We start from the raw sequence: 24,042 nt of genomic DNA on the forward strand, positions 1-24,042 counted from the left end.
GTGTCACCTTGACCCGCCCCCTTCTAATCTTGAGTCTGGCGAGGCCTGCTAAACCATCTTTTGAATGTCTCATGACCATCATCGACATAAGTAAAGATAACGGGCACTACCAACAGGCTCAGTACGGTCGAGGCCAATAGTCCGCCGATGACGACCACCGCCATCGGCTGGCGGAAGCCAGACTCGCCACCCCATCCCAGTGCGGTCGGCAACATGCCTGCTCCCATCGCAATGGTGGTCATCAGGATCGGTCGGGCGCGTTTGTGGCAGGCGTCGATCAACGCTTCGTAGCGGCTTACGGTCGGCGCACGGCGAGCCATGATTGCGTACTCCACCAGCAGGATCGAGTTCTTGGTCACGATCCCCATCAGCATCAGCAAACCGATGACCGACGCCATGGAAAAGCTCATTCCGCCGATCAACAGTGCCAACAGTGCGCCGCCAAGCGATAGCGGGAGCGCCGAGAGGATGGTCAGCGGCTGCATGAAGTCATGGAACAGCAACACTAGCACCGCGTAGATGCAGAATACGCCAACGGCCATCGCCAGACTGAAGTTGCCAAACAACTCGCTCATCAACTGCAACTCGCCCTGCTCCACCAGTTTCACTTGCGCTGGCAGGTTCTGCATGACCGGCGTTTGCCTGGCCTGTTCCATCACTTCGCCCAGATTGCTGCCATTGAGTTCGATGGACAGGGTGATATTGCGCAAGCGATCGATACGATCAATCTGCGCGGGGCCGCTGCCCATGCTGAGTTCTCCCAGCGACGCCAGCGCGATCTGGCCATCACGCCCGGTGACCCGCAACTGAGCGAGGCTCTGCAGGTCGGTACGTACTTGCGGCTGCATGCGCACCCGCACATTGACCTGGCGCTGGGACAGATTGATCTTGCCCAGGGACGAGCTGTATTCGCCATAGGTGGCCATGCGCAGGGTGTCGGCGATGTCCTGGCTGCTGACACCCTGCTCTGCCGCGCGGACAACATCCGGGCGCATCTGGATTTCCGGTCGTTGCACCGCCGCACTTGAGGTGACGTTGCCGATGCCTTTTATCTGGCGCAACTGCGGTTCAAGCGCGGCGGCGGTACGCTCCAGCAAATCGCCATCATCGCTGGCAAGGACGATGTCCAGCCGTTCGCCGCTGGCGTCACCACCGACCGTCACCCGCACACCAGGCAAACTGCGCAGACTTTCACGCATGCTCGCTTCCACCTGGGATTGTTTCAGGGCGAGTTGGTCACGCGGCAGCAGATCGACGGTCAGTATCGCGTTGCGATTGCCTGCACTGCCGGCATCGCCGCTGCCCGCCGAAATGAACACGTGGGCCACTTCAGGGATCGCACGCAAACGCTTCTCAGCCTGCAAGGCAATCTCGCCGGTCTGCGCCAGACTGCTGCCAGGTGGCAATTCCAGGCTGACGGTGCTGCTGGCAATATCCTGGGCAGGCAGAAAGCTGGTCGGTAGCAAGGGTATAAGCGCCAGCGAGCCGATGAATAAAGCGCCCACAATGGCCATGGTGGTTTTGCGGTGGCTCAGGCTGGTGTGAATCCAGCCCAGGTAACGCCTCATCAAACCGCTGTCGTGTTCGCCATGCGAGCGAGCCTTGAGAAAGTGCGCAGCCATCATCGGCGTCAGAAGACGGGCGACCAGTAACGAAAATATCAATGCAGCGCTGGCGGTCACACCGAACTGGCGAAACAGTTTGCCGGAAATCCCGCCCATGAAAGCGGTCGGCAGGAATACTGCGACCAGGGTCACGGTGGTTGCCAATACCGCAAGGCCGATCTCGTCGGACGCTTCGATTGCCGCCTGCCTCGGGGTTTTGCCCATGCGCAGGTGTCGCGCAATGTTTTCGACCTCAACAATGGCATCGTCGACCAGAATGCCGATTACCAGCGCCAGCGCCAGCAGCGAAACGGTATTGAGGCTAAAACCGGCAAAATACATCACGCCGAAGGTCGGGATGATCGACAAAGGCAGTGCCGTGGCCACGATCAAGGTCGCCCGCCAGTCACGCAGGAACCACCAGACCACCAGCACCGCCAGTAACATCCCTTCGTAGAGCAGCGCCATGGAGCCGCGATAGTTTTCCATCACCGGCTCGACGGCATTACTCGCCTCTTCAATACGCACATCAGGGTGCTGCCTGGCGAACTCACTGACTGCCTCGCGCAAATCCCTGGTCACGCCGACGTCGGAAAAGCCCAGGGAGCGGATGACCTGAAAGCCAATCACCGGTTTGCCATCGCGATACGCCAGGGTGGTGCGCTCGGCATGGGTATCGCGCACGGTGGCCAACTGCTGCACAGCGAGCATCCGTCCATCGCTGACGGGAATGCGGATAGCGCCCAGCGCCGCGGGGTCGTCAATACCGCCGAGGACACGCAGCGCCTGTTGACCGCTGCCCAGATCGCCTTGGCCGCCGGAATTGTCTTTCTGCATCGCACGCAAACGATCTGCAATGTCCGTCACACTTAGACCCAGACCGGCCATCAGCGCCGGATCAAGGTCAACCTGGACTTCGCGGTCCACGCCGCCCACCCGGCTGATCTTTGCGACACCACGCACGGTCAGCAGTTGTTTACTCAGCTCGTTGTCGACAAACCATGACAGCGCTTCTTCGTCCATACGTGGCGCATCGACCACATAGGTCAGCAACGCCGTGGTATTGGTGGTCAGGCGGGTTACCGATGGCGTATCGAGGTTGGCTGGCAATTCAGCCGCAGCGCTGTCCACCGCATTGCGTACTTCGTTGAGGGCTTCGTTGCCATCCTTGTCGATGTCGAAGATCACATTGATGAGGACACTGCCTTCGGTAATTTGTGTGGTGACATGCTTGAGCAGGCGCAACGAGGTCAGCTTGTCTTCGAGCTTGCGCGCGACTTCGGTTTCCAGTTGCTCGGGGGCGGCTCCTTCCAGCGAGGCACTGATGACCACAGCAGGCAGATCGGTGTCGGGAAAGTCCTGGATGCCGAGACGCTCGAATCCGAGGAAACCAAACAGGGTCAGCAATAAAAACAGCATGACCGCCGGAACCGGGTAACGAATCGACAACGCGGAGATATTCATTGCGCTCGGGCCTCGGCGTTGACCAGCGTCACGCTGGCCCCGTCATTGAGAAAGGCACCACCACTGCGGACGATCTGAGCCTTCTCTGCCAGGCCGCCGAGAATTTCCAGCGCCGATCCACGACGCCGTCCGATCTCTACCACTTGCTGGCTGACGCGCATGTCCTTGCCGAGTACAAACACATAAGAGCGCCCATCGCGCAGGATCACGCTGGTGTCCGGAACCGTCAGCGCCGGGCTGGACGGCAGTTCGATGCGACCGCTGGCGTACATGCCGGAGCGGGCCATCGACCCTACCGGCAGGGATACGTAGACCAGCGCCCTGCTGGTCTTGCCGTCAAGCACTGGCGAGACCAGCCGCACGTGCCCTTCGACCTCATTACCGCCGGGCAGCTTCACACGGGCGAGCTGCCCGGCCTTGACGCCTGGCAGTTGCTGGGCATCCAGTTCCGCCTGCCACTCGATGCGGCCGTCCCGGATCATTCTGAACATTTCGCTGCCCGCCGACACCACATCGCCAAGCAAGGCCTTGCGCCCGGAAATGATTCCGTCATCCACCGCGACGATGCGCGTCTGCGTGAGCTTGATCCGGATGCTGCGCAGATCGGCATTCGCCGAGGCCAGGTCAGCTTCGGCGGTCTGCACCTTGACCCGGTACTCTTCCAGTTTCTGCTCGGACAGGGCGCCGCTCTGCCCTACCGAGGCCGCCCGTCTGGCATTGGAGCGGGCTTCCTGCAGTTGCGCAGAGGCCTGGGCGGCCGCTGACTTTTGCTTGTTTTCCTCGGCCAGCACGCTGTCCTCGGCCAGGGTCGCCAAAACCTGGCCCTTCTTAACCTGATCGCCGATATCAGCTTTCAGGCTGGCGATACGCAAGCTTCCGGTCTCGGCACTGATCACGGCTTCCTGCCAGGGTGCTAGCGCACCGCTCGCCACCCGTTCCTGCGGCCAGTCTTCGCGGCGCGGTTGCACCGCCTCAACCGTCAGGCTGGTGGCCGGCGCGGCTGCGGCTGTCGGGGGCGGCTCTGCGCGGCCAGACAATAGCCAGCCCGAGACGCCCAATACCGCCAGCGCCAGCAGCCCATACACACGTAACTTCCTCATACGCCGCCCCGCTTCGGTGTTTCACCGGCCAAACCTTCGCGACTGTCCTGCCATCCACCGCCCAGGGCCTTGTACAGGGCAATCCAGTAGCGCACCTGGTTTTGTTGCACGTTGATCAATTCGATTTCTGCCGACAGCGCCGAGCGTCGAGCCTCTTCGCGGTCCAGCAGGCTGGCATTACCGGCCTGCCAGTTGCGGTCTGTAGCCTCGAACGACGCTTCATAACCGTCGCTGGCTCGCTGCGTACTGGCTTGTGAACGCCGCGCCGCGTCCAGGCGCACCAGCGCCTGCTCGACCTCCATTACCGCCGTGCGCAGGGTTTGCCGGTAGGTCGCCAGCGCCGTGTCATAATCCGCCCGCGCAGAATCTACCGCCGCCCGGCGCTTGCCTGCATCGAACAGCGGAACAGTCAGTTGCGGGCCGAGGCTCCAGTCGCGGCTGAACACTCCGGTGGTGGTCCCCACTTCGAACGAGCCAACCAGACTCAGGCTGGGCAGACGATCAGCCTGAGCAGCGCCAATCTTCGCATTCGCTGCGGCCAGTTCGCGTTCGCTGGACGCCAGGTCCGGGCGCTGGCGCACCAGGTCGGCGGGTATTTCCCGTACATCCAGCAACGCAGGCTGCGGCAGTCGCGCGGGGTTATGGCTGAGCACTTCTCGTACCTGTTCCTCGTCGCTGCCGGTCAGCTCCACCAGGCTCTTGAGCAGCACGTCGCACTCGCTCTGTTGTTTGATGAGAGTCGCATTGCTCGCCGCCGCACTGGCGTCGCTCAACGATGAGTCGGCGGCGGCGGTAAATCCGGCCTGAAACGACACGCGAGTCAGACGTGCGGTCTGCTCCTGGGATTGCGCCTGATCACGGTAAGCGTTCACCAGCATCTGGCAGCCGCGGTACTGCACGAAGTCATCACCGACCTCGGCGGCCAGTGATACGCGAGCGTCATGCCAGTCATTGACACGTGCTTCGAGCAGATTGCGTGAAGCCTCGTCGGTGCGTCGCAGTTTGCCGAACAGGTCCAGTTCCCAGGACGCATCGAGGGTTGCGCCGGAGGTCTTGCCGCTCTGACGCACCCCGCTCTGCCTGATGCCGGCGCGTGACTTGCTCAAGCCGCCGCTCACTTGAGGCAACCTGTCGGCAACGCTGTCGTCTACCGTCGCGCGTGCCTGGGCAATGCGCGCCAGAGCCTTGTCGAGGGACGGGCTGTCTGCCTGTGCCAGACGCAACAGGGTTGCCAGCGCAGGATCATTGAACTGTTGCCACCAATCCTGCAGCCCGACCATCGACGCGTCATGGGGCAGCGGCGCATGCCACTTGCTGGCAACTGCCACCGCAGGCAACTGGTAGTCCGGTCCTAGCGTGCAGCCGCTCAGCAGCGATACCAAAAGCGTCGACAACAGGAAGTGACCAGCTGGTTTGCCAATAGACATAAAGCTCTCGAGGATTCCGGAACAGTGGTGTCTTGAGAAAGGAAGCAACGGGGCAGGAATCCGGACGATCAGGAGCGTTGTCGCGAGATTTCCTACAGCGCCACAAATCCCTTTCGTAGCATGCATTTAACGCTTGAGGCCGCGAGATGTCTGTCGTGGAATACGGGGACAGTCCGGCGGCGATAAGTTGGCGATCACCCTGAGGTTCTTACAGAATCGGGCCCTGCTCGAAGCGAGTAGCAATGCATCCGTACCTGTGCCAACAAGGGATCGACTATGGAAGAGTTAAGCAATCTCAAGAAACTGGAGTCGAATGCGCGTACCTACGCAGCGACCTTCCAGCAGCTGTTTGTCAGCGGCAAAGGCATGCGAGTCAAGGACTCCAACGGCCGGGAATACCTCGACTGCCTGTCGAACGCTGGCACGCTGGCACTGGGTCATAACCCACCGGTGGTCCGCGAGGCGGTGATCGAATTCCTCAACAGTGATCATCTGCAGCAGGCCCTTGACCTGGCCACACCGGCCAAGCACGCCTTCGTCGAAGAACTGTTCGCGACGTTGCCCGCCAGCATGCGTGACAACAGCAAAATCCTGTTCTGCGGCCCCAGCGGTTCAGACGCGGTCGAAGCCGCAATCAAACTGGCTCGCCATTACACCCAGCGCTCGCCGCTGATGTCCTTCCACGGTGGTTATCACGGCATGACCGCTGGCGCATTGTCGGCCATGGGCAACCTCAACCCCAAAGCCGGCCTGCTGGCCCAGGGCACCCACTTCCTGCCCTTCCCCTATCGCTTCCGCTGCCCGTTCGGCACCGATGGCGAACACACAGACCGCCTTTCCATCGAGTACATCCGCACGGTACTCAGTGATCCGGAAAGCGGCGTGCCCAAACCGGCGGCGGTGGTGGTCGAAGTGATCCAGGGCGAAGGCGGCTGTATCGCGGCATCGGCCGAGTGGCTGCGCGCCGTGCGGGAGATCACCCGCGAGTTCGGCGTCTTGCTGATTGTCGACGAGGTGCAAACCGGACTCGGACGTACCGGCAACCTGTTTGCCATCGAACATTCCGGGATTACGCCGGATATTCTGGTGCTGTCCAAGGCCATCGGTGGCGGCTACCCGATATCCGTGATCGTTTATGCCGAGCATCTGGATACATGGGGCCCAGGCATGCACGCAGGTACATTCCGTGGCAATCAGATGGCGATGGTTGCCGGGGCTGCCACCATGCGTCATATCAAGGAACACGACCTGGCAGGCAATGCCTCGCGCCGGGGTGAACAGTTGCACAGCGGGCTGGAGGATATCGCCAGACAGTTCCCGTTTATCGGCGATGTTCGTGGCCGCGGGCTGATGCTTGGCGTGGAAATCGTCAAGCCGGCCAGCGGATCGCGTCCTGGGCCCGGCGATGGTGCACGTGCGCGGGCGATCAAGCTGGAGTGCTTCGACAACGGCATGATCATCGAGACCGGCGGACGCCACAGTGCAGTCGTGCGCTTCCTGCCACCGTTGAACATTACCGAGTCGGAAGTGGGCATGGTCCTCGACCGCTTCGAACAGGCCCTCAAGAGCAGTAGCGCCGCACGGGTTTCCAGCGTCAGCGCGGTAGGCTGAGCCCTCGCAAAAGCTTGCTCCGGAGGCTGACGCAGACGACAGATATCCGTCGACTGCACCAGCCTCTCGCGAGCAGGATCCCTGCCCTTAAGCTTCCAGCGTCGATCTCATACGTCGATCTTTCTGACTCCGCCCGCCCGCGCTTTTCGGTATGCGGTCGCGTACACGCGCGCCTATCCGATAGGCAGGACATCCTTGTCCTGCAATCCCTCGTCAATCCCGTGCCAGCGCCTCGATCGGATCGAGCTGTGCCGCGTTACGTGCGGGTACGAAGCCAAACACGATGCCGATCAATGTCGAGCAGATGAACGCCGTGACAATCGAGCCCACGGAGAACACCATCTGCCATTCCTTGACCAGCAGTGAAAACACATAGCCGATCACGAACGACAGGCCGATGCCGATAACCCCGCCAATCAGGCAGACCATCACCGCCTCCACCAGAAACTGCTGACGGATGTCCGACTGACGTGCCCCGACTGCCATGCGAATGCCGATCTCGCGCGTCCGTTCCGTGACCGACACCAGCATGATGTTCATCACCCCGATACCGCCGACCGCCAGCGAGATCACCGCGATCAGCGACAGTAACAGGGCCAGCGACTGGCTGGTCTTCTGCACCGTTTGCATCACGCTGTCGAGGTTGTAGGTGAAGAAGTCCTTGGTTCCGTGACGCTTTTGCAACAGCTTGTTGACGTTGTCCTCGACCACCTTGCTTGGCTGTCCATCCTTGACCCGCACGGTGATGCCGTCCAGGTAGGTCTGACCCAGCAGGCGTCCGGAGGCGGTTTCGTAGGGCATCCAGATATTCAGGTTCTTGCTGGTGTCGAAGATGTTTTTCTTGTTCTCGGTCACGCCGATCACCGTACACGGCAGGTTGCCCACCAGGATCACCTGGCCCAGCGGGTCGACCTTGGGACCGAACAGGCGAATCCGCGTGTTGTGATCGATCACCACCACCTGTGCCTGCCGCCGGGCGTCATCCTTGTTGAAGCCCACCCCCAGGCCCAGTTTGGTGCCACGCACCTGGAAGTAGCTCGGGCTGACCCCGCTCACCGTTGCCGATACGTCGATATTGCGGTAGCGCACCAGCAGGTTGCGGCCGATATTCGGTGTGGCGCTGTCGATGTAGTACTCACTGCTCAACGCCGCCACATCGGACAGCGCCAGGGTCTGGATATCCATGGACTTGGTGTCGCCAAAGTCACTGCCTGGGAACACCTCGATGGTATTGCTGCCGATGGCCTGGATGTCCTTGAGCACATAGCGCTTGGCCCCTTCGCCGATCGCAACGATCGACACCACCGAGGTGATGCCGATGATGATCCCGAGCATGGTCAGCAGCGTGCGCATGCGGTGCGAGATCAGCGCCACCCACGCCATGACGAAGGCCTCCTGGAACAGGCCGATGTTGGCCATCAGCCGGTTGCCCTGCCTGGGTTTGGACGGCAGGCGCTCGGTGGCTTTTTCGTTGATGATCGGGCGATCGGTGTTGACCCGGTCAGCGATGATCTCGCCATCCCGCATTTCGATGATGCGCTCGGCGTGCGCTGCAACCTTCTCGTCGTGGGTCACCAGAATCACTGTGTGCCCGGCGCTGTTGAGCTCCAGGAGGATATTCATCACCTCCTTGCCGCTTACGCTGTCGAGGGCTCCGGTCGGTTCGTCGGCCAGAATGATCTCGCCGCCGTTCATCAAGGCCCGGGCGATACTCACCCGCTGCTGCTGGCCGCCTGACAACTGGCTTGGCCGGTGCTCCAGATGCCCGGACAGGCCCAGACGCTCAAGCAGCTTCTGTGCTCGCTCCACGCGCATACTCTTGCCGGTGCCTGCGTAGATCGCCGGCATTTCGACATTCTGGATCGCCGCCAGGTGCGGCAACAGGTGATAACGCTGAAAAATGAAACCGAAGTGATCGCGACGTAGCTCTGCCAGCTCATCGTCGGTCAGCGTACCGGTTTCACGCCCGTCGACCTTGTAGCTGCCGCTGTTGGCGTGGTCCAGGCAACCCAGCACGTTCATCAGCGTTGACTTGCCGGAACCCGAGGCCCCGGTAATGGCAACCAGCTCGCCGGCATTGATCGTGAGGTTGATGTCATTCAGCGCGATGAAGTCTTTCTCGCCGGCGACGAAACGACGGGTTACACCCTTGAGTTCCAGAAGAGCTCGACTCATGGTCAGGCCCCCGCTGTCGCTGGTGTAGCCGACGGTTCACCGATCACCACTTGGTCACCCTCGGCAAGGCCGCTCTTGATCTCGACCCGCACGTTGTTATTGATACCAGTCTGTACATTGCGGCTCTGGGCCTGGCCCTGCGCGTCCATCACGCGCACCGGGAAGCTGCCGTCGCCATTCTTGTCGCCCAGGGCCGCAACAGGCACAGTCAAAACGTCCTTGGCCTTTTCACGCACGATATGCACTTGAGCGGTCATCGAAATACGCAGGCGGTGATCAGGGTTGGGGACGTCGAACAATGCGTTGTAGAACACCGCACTGTTTGGCTTGCTGGTGCTGCTGGATTGCGCATCAAGGAAGTTTTGCGGCGCGGGCTCCGTACCCTTCAGCTTGGCGTAATAGCGTTTTTCAGCATCACCGAGGATGGTGAAGTACACCTCTTGCCCGGGGGTGATATGAATCACGTCGGCCTCGGAGACCTGGGCCTTGACGGTCATGGTGTCCAGATCTGCCAATTTGAGAATCACCGGTGTCAGTTGGCTGGCGATCACAGTCTGACCTTCCTGCGTCACGATACCCACCACATCACCACTGATCGGCGCGACGATACGGGTGTAGCTCAGATTGATCCTGGCGGTCTCGATCTGGATTCTTGCGTCGCGCACCTGTGCCTCCAGCGACCGCAGGTTGGCACTCCGGACCTCGAAGTCCGATTGCGCCGTATCGAAGTCCTTCTGCGAGATCGCGTCATCCGCACGCAGTTGCTTGTAGCGTTGGTAAATGGCTTTGGCGTCCTTGAGCTGCGCGACAGCCGCGTCTTTCTGGGCGATCAGGTTCTGTTCGTTGACCTGCGACTGGCGCAGGGTGTTCTGCAGCACCACGGGATCGATTTCCGCCAGCCACTGACCTTGTTTGACCTTGTCGCCCAGATTGACCTTCAGGGACTTGAGCTGGCCCGAGACCTGCGAGCCGACGTCAACCTGCTTGATGCCTTGCAGCACCCCGCTGGCTAGCACCGAGTTTTCGATGTCGGTGCGTTCGACCTTGGCGGTCAGGTACTCCGGAGCTTTTTCCGGGGACTGGACGCTGTAGGCAATACTCGCTGCAAGAACCAGCAGCACGACAACGATGAGCACTTTGCGAAACTTCAACTTTTTCATAGAAAGCCACGAATGTGTTGAGGATTGACCCGGCGATCAGCCGCCGGGCTTGAAGAAGCGACGTTATTGATTGGGTAGCCACCAGTTCGCCAGATGCCGTACATGCTGCGCCTTGAGGATGGTGAAATGGTTGCCCGGCCCACGCCAGACAGTGAGATCCGGGGCACACCGGCGCCAGCCGCTGACCATCGCCTGTTGTTCGCGCTGATTGCCCGCCGCATCCAGCACCGGGTCATCGGCCAGCACCAGACGCACCGGCCCGGTGTAGATCTGCGACGGTTGATAACGTGTGCGCAACGCCGTACCGAAGGCCCGTGCAGGCCCGCGCATTGCGTCCGGCGACGAACGCTGCGGCAACATCCCTGCGCGCACCATCCCGGCATGCAACAAGCGCATCTGGCCGACATCGTCCTGGGCCCGGAAGGCCGCACGATCGATGCCCAGCGACTTGCCCGCAGCCAGTTCCATGGTCTCGATCAAACGTTCCAGTACGCCTATCGCGGTGTAAGGTTTGCCCACCACCCCGTTGCCGCCCGGTGACTCGCTGTCGATCAGAGTCAGCGAAGCCACTTCGCGGCCATGTGCCGTCAGACGCTGGGCCATTTCAAACGCCACCCAGCCGCCGAACGAATGACCGAGCAGATGCACCGGCCCTTCGGGGTGAGTGCTGTCGAGTGCTTGCAGATACGCTTCGGCGGCAGTTTCCACCAGGCTGTAAGGCACCGTGCGGCCATCCAGCCCGCGCGGTTGCAGCCCGTGGATCGGCCAGTGCGGGCCCAGTGCATCGGCCAGGCCGATGAAGCCGGTCACACTGTCCCCTGCTCCCGGTACACAGAACACCGGCGCGTGATCGCGACGTCCGCCCTGAATCGTCAGCAACGGCCGGTGGGCGCTGTCAGCCCCCCGTGGCCGATCGGGCAGATCAGCCAGCGCCTGGCTGATCGCTTTACCCAGGCCCTCGATATGCGGCGGCTTCATCATGCTCAAGTGATCGCCCGCGACCTTGATACTGCGCAACTGACTGACTGGCAGTACGCTGTCCCAACCCAGGTAACCGCTGTGTTTCTGCGAGTTGGGTTGCCACTCGCAGGCAGTGAACAGGTGCAGCGGCACGCTGTTGGGGTAAACCGTGTAATTGGCCTGCGCATGACCGTGGGCCACCTCTCGGTCGAGGTACTGGCAAAGACCCTCGTTCGTGTAGAGGTCCAGCTCCGGCGGCAGTGCACCCTGCTCACGGCAGTGCTGCAGGAGCCCGGCGAAATCAAAGGCCTGCCGGTTTGCACGCACTCGCTCAAGGGCCTCCAGAGCCTGCTCGCATTCGCCTCGGGCTTTCCAGAACTGCTCGCAGTGTTCCAGCAGGTGCTGACGGTGGGCGGTCTGCAGGTCCCAGCGCTCGCGACCCTGATCCACCAGACGCGGCATGTAGGTGTCGAGCATGCCGATAAACTCCACCTCCTCGTCCATGCCCTCCAGCTGGATGGCGATTTCGTAGGCCAGAAGCCCACCGAAGGACCAGCCCGCCAGGCGATAAGGTCCGTGCGGCTGAACGCTGCGCATCGCACCCAGCAAGCGCGTCGCCAGGCATTCCATGGTCAGCAACTGTTCCTGACCGAGCGGGATGCCGCTCAACCCGTAGACCGGAATATCGCTGTCGATGTGAACCGCCAGCGCCGCGAAGTGCACATCCTGGCCGGTGAATTCGTGGACCAGGAACAGCGGACGCTGGTTGCCGGTGGTGCGCACCGGCACCAGTTGCTCATGAAGCTGCGGTGCAACCTCTTGGCTGCGGCTGCCCAGCAAGCTGGCCAGGGCCGCCACACTGGCATGCTGGAAAACGTCGGCCAGAGACACCGGCAAACCACTCTGCACCAGTTGGTTGACCAGTCGCACGGCCGTCAGCGAGTGACCGCCGAGATCGAAGAAGCTGTCATGACGTCCCACCTGCTGTAATTCGAGTACCTCCGCCCAGGCTTTCGCCAGACGAATCTCCAACTCCCCTGTCGGGGCTTCAAACGCATGGCTCGCGAACTGATCCGCTGTCGGCGCTGGCAATGCATGGACGTCCACCTTGCCATTGAGCGTCAGCGGCAAGTCTGGCAGGCAGATGAATACGCTCGGGACCATGTATTCCGGCAAGCTGGCGCTCAGTTGTGCACGCAGAGCCTCCGACTCGGGTGCTTCAACGTCAGCGTGCACGGTGTAATACGCCACCAGACGCGTGTCGCCCGGGCTGTCTTCGCGCGTCACCACCACGGAGTTGCGCACGCCATCGCACCCATGCAGGCTGCTTTCGACTTCCCCAAGCTCGACGCGGAAGCCGCGGACCTTCACCTGGCCATCATTACGCGCCAGGTATTCGAGGTTGCCGTCCGGTAACCAGCGCGCCAGGTCGCCGGTGCGATAGAGCCGCGCGCCCGCCTGCTGACTGAACGGGTCGTCGCTGAAGCGTTCGGCGGTCAGTTCCGGGCGGTTCAGGTAGCCAAGCGCGACCCCGACACCGCCGATGTAGATCTCGCCGATGCTGCCCATCGGCACCGGCTCGCCGCATGCGTCGAGCAGATAGATGCGCACGTTGGCGTTGGGTTTGCCGATCGGCAGGCTCAGGGTGCCCGGCTGCACATCGAACACTTCGTAACGCGTGGCGCAGGTCGTGCCCTCGGTCGGGCCGTAGCCGTTGAACAGGCGCACTTGAGACGAATGCTCACGTACCCGGCGGAACGACGCTGGATCCGCCCGTTCGCCACCGCACTCCAGCATGCGCAAGCCTGCCAGGGCCTCGGGAATCAACCCGGCATACAGGTTGAACAAGGCGGTCGAACTGAACATCACCGTGACTGCGTGGCGTTTGAGCAAGGCGGCAAAGGCTGCCGGTTCAAGCAACACGGAGGGCTCGACGATTATCGACTGACCACCATTGAGCAACGCACCCCAGATCTCCGGGCTGCTGGCGTCGAACGCCGGGTTGGAGGAAAACGCCACGCGGTCATCGGCACGGAAGTCGTAGTTGTCCCGCACCAGCCGCACAATGCCGTTGTGGGTCACGATCACGCCCTTGGGCAGGCCGGTGGAACCGGAGGTGTAGATGATGCACGCAGGCGTTTCGCCTGCGACTTCATCTGCAAGCGTGATTGGCCCCTGATTAGCCACTGCCAGATCCAGAGTGTCCAGATCGAGTCTCGGCGTCGTTTCAGGTGCCGTCAGCTCGCTGCGGGTCAGCAACAGGGTTGCTTCGCTGTCCTGGAGCATGAAGCGCACACGTTCTTCGGGGGCCAGGCGATCCAGCGCCAGGTAAGCCGCACCGCACTTGAGCGTGGCCAGCATACTGGTCAGCAGCTCAACCGACCGATCCAGCAGGATCGCCACTCGGGTTCCCGCTTGCACGCCGTGCTGGCGCAAGTGCTGAGCCAGGGCGTTGGCGCGGCTGTCGAGTTCGGCGTAGGTCAGCGTCTGCTCACCCTGACGGGCCGCAAGCGCCTGAGGTCGAGATGCTGCATGCGCCTCGAAAAGGCGATGCATCAGCTGACCCTGAGGGTAAGCACGGTCGGTTGCATTAAGACCGCTCAACAGGTGCTTGCGCTCGACCGCATCCACCAATGGCACGTGTTGCAGTATGCGGTGTTCATTGGCGACCATGGCTTCCAGCAGGCGTTGGAAATAGCCCAGATAACGGACCATGGTACTTTCGTCGAACAGCGCCGTGGCGTATTCCAGCGTGCCGATCAATTGATCGCCAACCTCGGTCATGTCCAGCACCAGATCGAACTTGGCCGTGTGGTCGTTCACCGCCACGCCTTGCAGGTTCATGGTGCCCAGCGCCAGATCGGACGTTTCGTTGTTCTGCCAGGACAACATGGCCTGGAAGATCGGGCTGTGGGACAGGCTGCGTTGCGGACGAACCACCTCGACCACCTGTTCGAACGGCAGGTCCTGATGAGTCTGCGCCGCCAGCGTCTGACGCTTGACCTGCTGCATCAACGCTTCGACGCTGGGTGCGCCGGACAGATCGACGCGTATCGCCAGGGTGTTGACGAAGAACCCGATCAGGTCCTCCACTTCGGCACGCAGTCGATTGGCCACCGGTGTACCGATCACCACATCGTCCTGACCGGCCAGACGCCCCAGCAGCGAGGCCCATGCGACCATCACGGTCATGAACAGGGTGCTGCCATGCCGCTGGCTCAGGGCCTTGAGGCCGCTGGTCAGCTCCGCATCAAGTACCAGGCCGCGAATGTTGCCGCTGTAGTCCTGTTGTGCCGGGCGTGGCCGGTCGGTCGGCAAGGTCAGCAAGGCTGGCGCGCCACCCAGGGTCTGCTGCCAGTACTGACGCTGTTGCTGCAGCACGTCGCCGCTCAGCCAGTTGCGCTGCCACACGGCATAGTCGGCGTATTGCACCGGCAAAGCGGGCAACGGATCTTCGGCACCGGCACTGAACGCCGCATAGAGCGCACTCAGCTCACGGGTCAACACATCCGCAGACCAGCCGTCGGAGACGATATGGTGCATGGTCACCAGCAACATGTGATCGTCCTCGGCCATGCGCACCAGACGTCCGCGTACCAGCGGACCGTTGAGCAGATCGAAGCCCTCGTTGGCCTCGGCAGCGGTGATGGCGAGCAGTTGCTGTTCAGCATCCGCCTGCCCGGTCAGCACCTGCAGTTGCAGGCTGAAACCGATATCGGCCGGGGCGATGCGCTGCACCGGATCCTGGTCCTGCTCTTGCACAAAGGTCGTACGCAGCACTTCGTGGCGGGCGACGATACGGTCCAGCGCCCTCTCCAGCGCAGGGTTATCCAGAGTGCCACGTAGACGCAGCCCTGCCGGAATATGGTAAGCCGCGCTGCCGCCTTCCAGCTGTGCGAGGAACCACAGACGCTGCTGGGCAAACGACAACGGCAAGGTCTGGTCGCGAGGCACCGGTACGATAGGTGGCTGAACGCTGTCTTTGGCTTCGGCGAGTATGCGTGCCATGGCGGCCAGTTCAGGCTGAGCGAAGATATCCGCCAGGCCGAGCTCGACGCTCAAGTGCTGGCGCACCTGGGAAATCAGACGCATCGCCAGCAGCGAGTGGCCGCCCAGTTCGAAGAACTGGTCATGACGGCCCACCTGTTCCAGATCGAGCAGGTTCTGCCAGATCTGCGCCAGCGCCAGCTCGGTGTCGCCTTGCGGTTCCACATGTTCGCGGCTGGCAAAGGCCTCGGCTTGCGGGGCTGGCAAGGCGCTGCGGTCAAGCTTGCGGTTCGGCGTCAACGGCAAGGCGTCGAGGACCACGAACGCACTCGGCAGCATGTACTCAGCCAGTTGCGGCGCCAGTTCGGCGCGCAGGCTAGCGGCATCCAGGTCCGCTTGTGGCTGACCGACTACATAAGCTACCAGGCGTTTGTCTCCCGGATTGTCTTCCCGAGCGATCACCACCGCTTCCTTGACCCCGGTGCAATTGCCCAGACGTGCCTCGATTTCGCCCAGTTCGATACGGAAACCGCGCACCTTGACCTGGAAGTCGTTACGCCCCAGGTACTCGATACGACCGTCGGCCATGTAGCGCGCCAGGTCACCGGTTTTGTACATCCTGGCCTCAGGGCTTTCTCTGAACGGATCCGCCAGGAAGCGCTCGGCGTTGACCTCGGCAAGGTTCAGGTACCCCCGCGCCACGCCATCGCCACCGATGAAGATTTCACCGGCCACGCCATATGGCACTGGCTGCTGGTGAGCATCAAGCAGGTAGATACGCGTGTTGGCCATCGGCTTGCCGATGGTCGCGTTGCCGCTGCCCTCGCTACCGGCCACGGCGTCGTGGCTGACGTAGGCTGCGGTGCAAGAAACGGTTGCCTCGGTCGGACCGTAGGTGTTGATCAGGCGAGTATGCGCCGGGCGTACCTCGTCCCAGAGCTTGAGCTTCTGCGCCGACAGCGCGTCACCCGTGACGTTGATCAGACGCACCTCGGCCAGGCGTTGCGCAGCAGCCTGCGGCTGGTTGTGCCACTCGGCCACCAGCGTACGCCAATGCGCGGCGGTCAGATGCAGGACGGTGGGTTGAATGCCGTGAGATTCAGTTCCTTCGCTGCCGAAGATCTCACGACTTGGCGCCAGGGTTGCGCCGGCCAGCAATGCCGGGAAGATTTCCTCCACCGAGAGGTCGAAGTTCAGGGTGTTCTGTTGCAGCACGGTGTCGGTTGAGGACAAGTCAAACAGCCGCGCCGCATCGACGCTGTAGTTGACCAGGCCACGATGCTCGATCATCACGCCCTTCGGATTGCCGGTGGAGCCCGAGGTGTAGATCACATAAGCGAGGTTGCTAACGCCGAGGGCTTCCACCACCGGGTTATCGTTTCGCTCGGTAAAGGTGGTGCGCTGATCGTCGTCTAGCAACACCACTGGCAAGGTCAGGGTCGGCAAGCGCTTGCGCAGATCACGCTGGGTCAGCAATGCTGCTGGCTGGCTGTCGTTGATCATGTAAGCCAGGCGCTCGGCCGGATAGGCCGGGTCCAGCGGTACATAAGCAGCACCGGCCTTGAGCACACCGAGCAGGCCGACCATCATTTCCACGCCGCGCTCGACGCAGATGGCCACGCGATCATCAGGGCCGATGCCCAGGCCGATCAGGTGGTGAGCCAGACGGTTGGCCTGACGATTCAGTTCGGCATAACTCAAACGTTGCGCCTGAAAGGCCACGGCGATGGCGTCGGGCTGTGCCTGAACCTTTTCTTCGAACAGCTGATGAATCGTGGCGTCTTGCGGGTACGGCACGTCGGTGGCGTTAAGGTCGACCAGCAGATGCTGGCGTTCCACGGCATCAAGCAATGGCACCTGTTCCAGCAACTGGCGGTCGTCGGCGACCATCGCTTCGAGCAAACGTTGGAAGTAGCCCATGTAGCGCTGCAGGGTGCTCTCGTCGAACAGTGCCGTGGCGTATTCCAGCGTGCCGATCAATTGATCGCCGACCTCGGTCATGTCCAGTGTCAGGTCGAATTTGGCCGTATGGCCAGCCACTGCGACGCCCTGCAGGGTCATGTCGCCCAGCGCCAGATCGGACGCTTCGTTGTTCTGCCACGACAACATGGCCTGGAAAATCGGACTGTGGGACAGGCTGCGTTGTGGGCGAACCACCTCTACCACCTGTTCGAACGGCAGGTCCTGATTCGCCTGGGCGGCCAGAGTCTGCTGTTTGACCTGCTGCAACAGGCTTTGCACGCTCGGTGTCCCCGAGAGGTCGACACGCACGGCCAGGGTGTTGACGAAGAACCCGATCAGGTCCTCCACCTCGGCGCGCATGCGGTTGGCCACTGGTGTACCGATCACCACGTCGTCCTGACCGGCCAGACGTCCGAGCAGCGCAGCCCATGCGGCCATGACCGTCATGAACAGGCTGCTGCCATGCCGCTGGCTCAGCGCCTTGAGGCCACGGGTCAGGTCGGCGTCGAGTACCAGCCCGGTATGGCGGCCCTGGTGCTGGCGGCAATCGGCGTCCAGCAGGCCGTGCGCGTGCCGCCGGTGAAAGACATCCAGATCGCGATTAAAAACCTGCCTCCGCAATTCGAGGGCTACAAGGTATTGCAACTGACAGACATGCACATCAGCCGTCTGTTCGACGCGCCGTGGACACAGGCGGTGGTACAGCAGTCAAATGCGCTGGGGGTGAATCTGATCGTCATCACCGGCGATCTGATTGATGGATCGCTAGGCAACCGGAAGCAGGATATCGAGGCCCTGCGCGATTTGCGCGCGCCGGATGGCGTGTACGTCATCCCCGGCAACCATGAGTACTTTTTCGATAACCAGGCGTGGATGCAGCACTTCGTCTCACTGGGCATGATCCCTCTGGCCAACAGCCACACGATGATCGAGCGCGACGGTGCACGCATCGCTCTGGCCGGCGTCACCGACGTCACGGCGCCGAAAACCGGTTTCCCTGCGCCAGATCTGCAGAAAGCCATAGCAGGCATCGCGAAAGACACACCGATCATCCTGCTCGACCATCAACCCAGAAACGCCGAGGAAACAGCGACCCAGGGCATAGCGCTGCAACTCTCCGGACATACCCATGGCGGCATGATCTTCGGTCTTCACTGGTTGCTGGCCCTGGCCAACGGCGGATTTGTGTCGGGTCTCTATGATGTGGGCGGGATGCAACTGTACGTCAACAACGGCACTGCACTCTGGCCGGGGTTTGCCATTCGTCTTGGCAAACCTTCGGAATTGACCCGGATCACGCTTCGGCGGGCGCTTTAGCGCCCCGTCAGCGGGGCGTTGGCTGTTCGTTTAGTGGGTCTGCTGTCTCCTCCCGGGACTGCGCCAAAAGATCATTCAACGCTGCGTTCAGCCTCTGCAATGCACCTTCCTTGTCTACCCACCATTCCGTGGACCATAGCCGCACCAGGTTCCAGCCGAGGCCACTGAGAATTGCGCCGCGGACCTTGTCCCGATCCCGGGCAGTGGCAGCGCTGTGATAGGTAGCGCCATCGCATTCGACACTCGCCAGATAGTCACCCGGGCGGTCAGGGTGAACGATTCCCAAGTCAATGCGGAAACGCGACACACCAATCTGCGGCACCACTTGCCAACCGAGGCGCCGTAGCCCTTGAGCGACTGCTTCCTCGAACGGCGAGTCATAACCACCGACCGAGCCCTGTACCGCCTCGGCCAGGGCTTTTGGTCCGCGCTGGGCGAATTCTATGAAATGCTTCAGATCCCGGACTGCACGGGCGTTGGTGCGGTTCAGGTCGATCATCGACGGATCAAAGGATGAGAACACCAGCATTTCCCGGCGGGACCGTGTGATCGCCACGTTAAGCCTGCGCCAGCCACCGTCCTTGTTGAGGGGACCGAAGTTCATGGACATGACCTGCGCACCCGGCTCGGTCGGGCCATAGCCTATCCCGAGCATGATCAGATCGCGCTCATCACCCTGGACTGTTTCCAGATTCTTCACGACAACCGGCTCGGTCTGTGTGTCCTGGAAAAAAGGCTCGATCTCTGGGTACTGCTTGCGGGCGTTGTCCAGCAGATCATTGATCAGTTTTTGCTGATCAGAGTTGAGCGTGATAATACCGATCGAATGGCCAGCAGCCACGAACGCAGGATCGGTAAGGCGCTTGACTGTCTCGCTGACGATGGCTTCGGCTTCAGCCTGGTTGTAGCGCCCTTTGCCTTTTGCATAAACACCGTCAACACGGCGCCACTCCACAGCACTTGCACGGGTCTCTGCGGCCGGGAAGGTGATGAGATTGCTGTCGTAGTAACGATGATTGGAGAAGGCAATCAGGCTTTCGTGGCGACTCCGGTAGTGCCAGCTCAGACTGTGGCTTGGCACCCCTGCTCCCAGGCATTCGTCCAGAATGCTTTCCATGTCTTCCGCGGTATCGTCGTCGCTGGCATTCGGGCCACGGTTGAAGAAGTTCGTCGGCGGCATTTGACGCGGGTCGCCTGCGATAACGACTTGCCTGCCGCGAGCTATCGAACCGATTGCGTCCCATGGAGCAATCTGCGAAGCCTCGTCGAAAATGACCAGATCGAAGGGCGGTTGATCGGCGGGCAGGAATTGCGCAATCGACAGCGGGCTCATCAGCATGCAAGGGGCCAGGCGATTCAGCGCGTCGCCCATCTCGACGGCCAGTTGTCTGACAGGTTTGTGCCGGCGGGACTTCTGCAATTCATGTTTGAGAATGGCAAAGCCGCTGCTTTTGGGTATGTCATTTTTGGAGGGGATCAAGCCACACAGTCTGGCCCGGATGTAACGCACCGTCAGTTTCGCCATTTCGTCGTCCAGACGAGCGAACGCCGCAATGTCGCTCATGTGCTCGGCAGCCACGAAATTTCTCAACAGAGGTTCGCCGTCTATACCCTGCGTAGCGAACCAATGAGCATAGGCCGTGACGAAGGTTTCTTCGCTTGCTGCAGGTGACAGACTCCCTGCCTCAAGCGCACGGGCCAGACTTGCCAAACCAGCCTCACCCGCCTGCTCGCGAACCCGGCACCAATCGCACCATGCCTTGAGTTGCTCCTCGTGTTGCTGGATCGAGAGTGAAGTAGCCCGCAACGCGCCAACGCCTGGTTGTGTGTCTGTACCGGCTGCAGATAATTCGGCAAACAGTCGAGCGGCGTCTTCATAGCGAGACAAAGCCTGTTGCAAAGCCGATAGCGCTACGCCGATTTGCCCGCCCGGCGCCAACATTTCATTTGCCTCAACGACCAGACGCGCGACGGCGCTGCGCAATGAAATGAGGTGGTCCGATGATTGGGCCAGACCGCTCATCAGCCCGCGCAGGTTTTCAGCCATTGAGGCTGCACGAAATATCTGTGACACGTCACTGCTCAGGCCCTGCCAGCCCGGGATCGATTGCAGGCTGCCGGCCAATGTGTCCAGTTCGTTCAGTTGCGCGTACAGGCGCTCGAAAATTGCCAGGTCGCCAAGTGTGTCCGGCAGGCCTGCTGCGCCGCCTGAAGAGGCCAGTTTCTTCGCGACCTTTTTCTTGGCGATAGTCGCCAGGAACCAGAACTTTCCTTCGGCATCTCGCCATTCGCTGCGCATCGCCTCAACGGGAATGCGACGGCAGGCTTCGTCTGCATAATCCAGCGAAAGACCTTCTTCAAGCTCTCGATAGCTTTCGATTAACCGGCACGCGCGCCGGGCTGCTTCGATACGCGCTACAGCATCGGGTGCAAAAGCGAACGAGAGGTTCAGGCCATAGGACTCCACGACCAGAGTCGTCAGTTCGTCAAGGTGCTGAACCTGCGCCACTTCAGCTACAGGCAAGTCAAGGTGCGTAAGGCCAAGAAGCCTTTCACTCGCGGCATTCAGCGCGTCAAGGGCCTGCGGCAACTCACGTGCGGCATTCGCAATGTGTGCCTGCCAGGCGTTCGACCACTGGGTCTGCGCCAGAGCGCCGAATTTGCCTGACAGATTACGTGCGGCATCACCGTTCAAGCCTAACCGACGCGAAAGGTCCAGCAACTGGCTGTACTGGGCTGCATCATGCTGCGTGTCTGATGGCCAGGTCAGCCTGGGTGTTTGAGGGCCATGATCACGAACCACACGACCAATCGCCTGATGCAGGGAGAGCCCGTTGCTCCAGCGTCGGTGCAGTACCTCGACCAGTTCGTTGAGTCGCGAGCGCAGCGTCTGCAAACGAGTGGCTTCACGTTCCCACTCCTCCGGGCTCAACGCATCGCTGACATCCCAGGCGCGGTCCAGTTGTTTGAGTACTTCAACTTTAGAGGCCTTGCTTGAGTGCAGCTCCAGGCAAAACTCGCCCAGACCCTGTTCTGCCAGGCGACGGTAAACCACGTCCAGTGCCGCACGCTTCTCTGCCACGAACAGTACGCGGCGGCCCAAGGCCAGATTGTGCGCAATCATGTTGGCAATGGTTTGCGACTTACCGGTTCCCGGAGGCCCATCCATGACGAAACTGTGAGTACCGGCAGATGCCACTACGGCAGATAACTGTGAAGAGTCGGCCGGCAACGGAGCGAAAAGCATGGCGGGCGTTACTGACGAGTCCAGATGCTCTGGTCTGGGAAACTCGTCTGAACCGGAGAAGCCCTCATCTCCCTCAGAGGGATCCAGCAAATGCTTGACCAAAGGGCTTTGCAGCAGCTGTGCTGCGTTGGCATTCAGGTCTTTCCACATCAGGTATTTGGCAAATGAGAAGGTGCCCAACACAAGTTCGGTACTCACCTCGAAACCTGGCACGTCACGCACTGCTCGCCGCACCAGGTTCCAGATACCCGTCACATCAATGCCACTTTCATCACTGGGTAGTTCGCCGTCCAGTCCGGGAATTACCAACTCGAAGTCATGGCGCAGCAATTCAAGCAGCGTCAGGTTGAAACGCGGTTCTTCATCAAGAAGACTGAGCGTCACCCCGGACAAGGCACTTTTGCGTTCAAGTTTTACTGGCAGCAAAATCAGGGGCGCGGAATAGGTTTTAGGGTCGTCTGCACTCTTCTTCCATTTGAGAAAGCCGATGGCCAGAAACAGTGTGTTTGCACCGCCCTCTTCCAGATCGCTACGCGCCTTTCGGAACAGATCAATCAGGGTTGCTTCAAGTTTTACCTTTTCCAGAGTGGCGAGCACTTCACCACGAGCAAGCGCCTGACGAGCAACTTCGTCGACCAGGTTTTCATTATTCTGCTGCTCGTACAGGGCCACATCCCGGCCACTGCTTTTCAGGTCAGGCACCGGCAACACGCGAATTCGCTGGCCACTGGAGAGAAGGTCTTCAAGCGCTGCCGGATCAGGGCACAACAGGCGTACGCCTTTTGCGCTGTCCGGGAGATGCAGGAGACGGTTGCGGGTCGTCAGATCCAGCAGCTTGCGTTGCCACAGCGTCAGCTTGCCCGCTGGACCTTCACTATCCGTGTTAATTTCGACATCGAACCCCGGAAGTGCCGGAGCCTCCTCCAGCCCTTCAATAGTGGGTGGAGCATCGGCTGTCTCATCCGATCCCTCGGTTACTGAGACGAGCGCCATCGGACGAATCTTCTGCATCCGGGCACGGTGCAAATCGATGGCCATGATGAACTGCTCATCATCGAGTTGCCGCTCGGCGGCTGCAATGGCCTGGGAGAAGCCCGGCGCAGGTGTCTGTGTAGAAAGGGTGGTTTCGAATACCACCATTTCCTTCAGATCCAGGCGTTTGCGTACTGCCGACGCCTCATCGGTCAACAATTGGGAAAACTCTTGAGGCTGCAGCCAGACGCCTGCGAATGCGTGTCCCTTGGTCATGATCAGCAGAGCGTTCAAGCCCGCCTGCTCCAAAGCCGCGGCAAACAGCAATGCAGTGTCCAGGCAGGTCGCCATGCCGTTTTCCAGAACCACACTCGGAGGCCGGACCTTTTGCCCCTCTTGTTCAAAACTGGCCGGGGGCAATGCATAGCTCAACTGAAAGCTGCACACTCCGGACCAAATGGCAGAGGCAAGCTCCCAGGTTCGCGTGCGCGACTTGCTTTCATAGCCGTCAATGCCATCTTTCTTGCCTGCGCGCCGCAAAACCTGTGAGGCCGCTTTGAGTACCCGATCGACCGCCGGATCATTGGGCATGCAGAAAGCCGCAAGCAACTCCGGCATGGCGCTCAAGCCGCCCCATTCTGTGCGTGCCAGCAGTTCTGTCGGGAAGCGCTGCTCGACGAGTACATTGTCGCCTTGGGACAAACGCATCACCACGTCAGCGCTAAGGCTTTCAGTCAGCCCGGACAAATAACCTGCGTTAAGCTTGATATCACGCTCGGAAATGTTGAGGCGATCACCTGCATGAATGCGGTCTATAAGCCAAGTGCGGCTCTCTACGAAATCCGGATCGGTGCTTAAAGTCAGGGTCAGGTTTTCAAAACCGCTTTCTTCCTGGTTCCAGATACTCAATTCACGTACCAGCGGTACGGCGTTCTGGTGGGAGGCGAAACCGATCTTCCGGGCGATCAGCGCCTCAATCTTGATGTTCATTCACGGGCTCCTGCAGATGCGAGCGCTTGCCTCAGAGAGGCAGCCAAATGGGCATATAGTCCATGA

7 protein-coding genes and 2 pseudogenes are annotated in these 24,042 nt (G+C 61.0%); 2 read left to right on the plus strand and 7 right to left on the minus strand.

Features of this window, described 5'->3' with window-relative positions; all coding sequences use genetic code 11:
- Positions 1–23: 23 nt before the first annotated feature.
- Genes P406_RS05285 through P406_RS05295 form a run of 3 tightly spaced genes read right to left on the minus strand, consistent with a single transcriptional unit; the run spans position 24 to position 5,595 of the window.
- A complete protein-coding gene (locus P406_RS05285; protein ID WP_046235555.1) occupies positions 24–3,068 on the minus strand; it encodes an efflux RND transporter permease subunit in 3,045 nt (1,014 codons plus the stop codon).
- The gene (locus tag P406_RS05290) at positions 3,065–4,168 is read right to left on the minus strand and encodes an efflux RND transporter periplasmic adaptor subunit (protein ID WP_046235556.1); all 1,104 of its coding nucleotides are present in this window, start codon (positions 4,166–4,168) and stop codon (positions 3,065–3,067) included. The genes P406_RS05285 and P406_RS05290 overlap by 4 nt, the downstream gene beginning before the upstream one ends.
- A complete protein-coding gene (locus P406_RS05295; protein WP_046235557.1) occupies positions 4,165–5,595 on the minus strand; it encodes an efflux transporter outer membrane subunit in 1,431 nt (476 codons plus the stop codon). Before P406_RS05295 ends, P406_RS05290 begins: the two co-directional genes overlap by 4 nt.
- 276 nt (positions 5,596–5,871) lie before the next feature.
- Between P406_RS05295 and P406_RS05300 the strand changes: the two genes are divergently transcribed.
- A complete protein-coding gene (locus P406_RS05300) occupies positions 5,872–7,206 on the plus strand; it encodes a diaminobutyrate--2-oxoglutarate transaminase family protein (RefSeq protein ID WP_003410520.1) in 1,335 nt (444 codons plus the stop codon).
- 213 nt (positions 7,207–7,419) lie between these two features.
- Here P406_RS05300 and P406_RS05305 read toward each other — a convergent pair whose 3' ends face one another.
- From P406_RS05305 to P406_RS05315, 3 genes and pseudogenes are all read right to left on the minus strand, one after another.
- Entirely contained in the window at positions 7,420–9,381 is a 1,962-nt protein-coding gene (locus tag P406_RS05305; protein WP_046235558.1) for a MacB family efflux pump subunit, read from the minus strand.
- A gap of 2 nt (positions 9,382–9,383) precedes the next feature.
- Positions 9,384–10,541: a macrolide transporter subunit MacA gene (gene macA / locus P406_RS05310; protein WP_046235559.1), complete on the minus strand. Its 1,158-nt coding sequence runs from the start codon at positions 10,539–10,541 to the stop codon at positions 9,384–9,386.
- A gap of 63 nt (positions 10,542–10,604) precedes the next feature.
- Positions 10,605–17,975: pseudogene (locus tag P406_RS05315) on the minus strand (non-ribosomal peptide synthetase); the annotation flags it as partial.
- Here P406_RS05315 and P406_RS05320 point away from each other — a divergent pair.
- Positions 17,967–18,767 (plus strand): annotated as a pseudogene (locus tag P406_RS05320) (metallophosphoesterase); the annotation flags it as partial. The pseudogenes P406_RS05315 and P406_RS05320 sit on opposite strands and share 9 nt — an antisense overlap.
- Before the next feature lie 7 nt (positions 18,768–18,774).
- Here the strand turns inward: P406_RS05320 and proA are convergent.
- Entirely contained in the window at positions 18,775–23,976 is a 5,202-nt protein-coding gene (gene proA, locus P406_RS05325) for an anti-phage protein ProA (protein ID WP_046235560.1), read from the minus strand.
- Positions 23,977–24,042: the final 66 nt, after the last annotated feature.

This window comes from Pseudomonas syringae pv. coryli str. NCPPB 4273 (genome assembly GCF_000972175.1).
In the GTDB taxonomy this organism is placed as follows: domain Bacteria; phylum Pseudomonadota; class Gammaproteobacteria; order Pseudomonadales; family Pseudomonadaceae; genus Aquipseudomonas; species Aquipseudomonas syringae.

Bases quoted from the DNA above. Each gene is read 5' to 3' on its own strand.
- P406_RS05285 (WP_046235555.1), bottom strand. From the start codon at position 3,068: ATGAATATCTCCGCGTTGTCGATTCGTTACCCGGTTCCGGCGGTCATG.
- P406_RS05290 (WP_046235556.1), bottom strand. From the start codon at position 4,168: ATGAGGAAGTTACGTGTGTATGGGCTGCTGGCGCTGGCGGTATTGGGC.
- P406_RS05295 (WP_046235557.1), bottom strand. From the start codon at position 5,595: ATGTCTATTGGCAAACCAGCTGGTCACTTCCTGTTGTCGACGCTTTTG.
- P406_RS05300 (WP_003410520.1), top strand. From the start codon at position 5,872: ATGGAAGAGTTAAGCAATCTCAAGAAACTGGAGTCGAATGCGCGTACC.
- P406_RS05305 (WP_046235558.1), bottom strand. From the start codon at position 9,381: ATGAGTCGAGCTCTTCTGGAACTCAAGGGTGTAACCCGTCGTTTCGTC.
- macA (WP_046235559.1), bottom strand. From the start codon at position 10,541: ATGAAAAAGTTGAAGTTTCGCAAAGTGCTCATCGTTGTCGTGCTGCTG.
- proA (WP_046235560.1), bottom strand. From the start codon at position 23,976: ATGAACATCAAGATTGAGGCGCTGATCGCCCGGAAGATCGGTTTCGCC.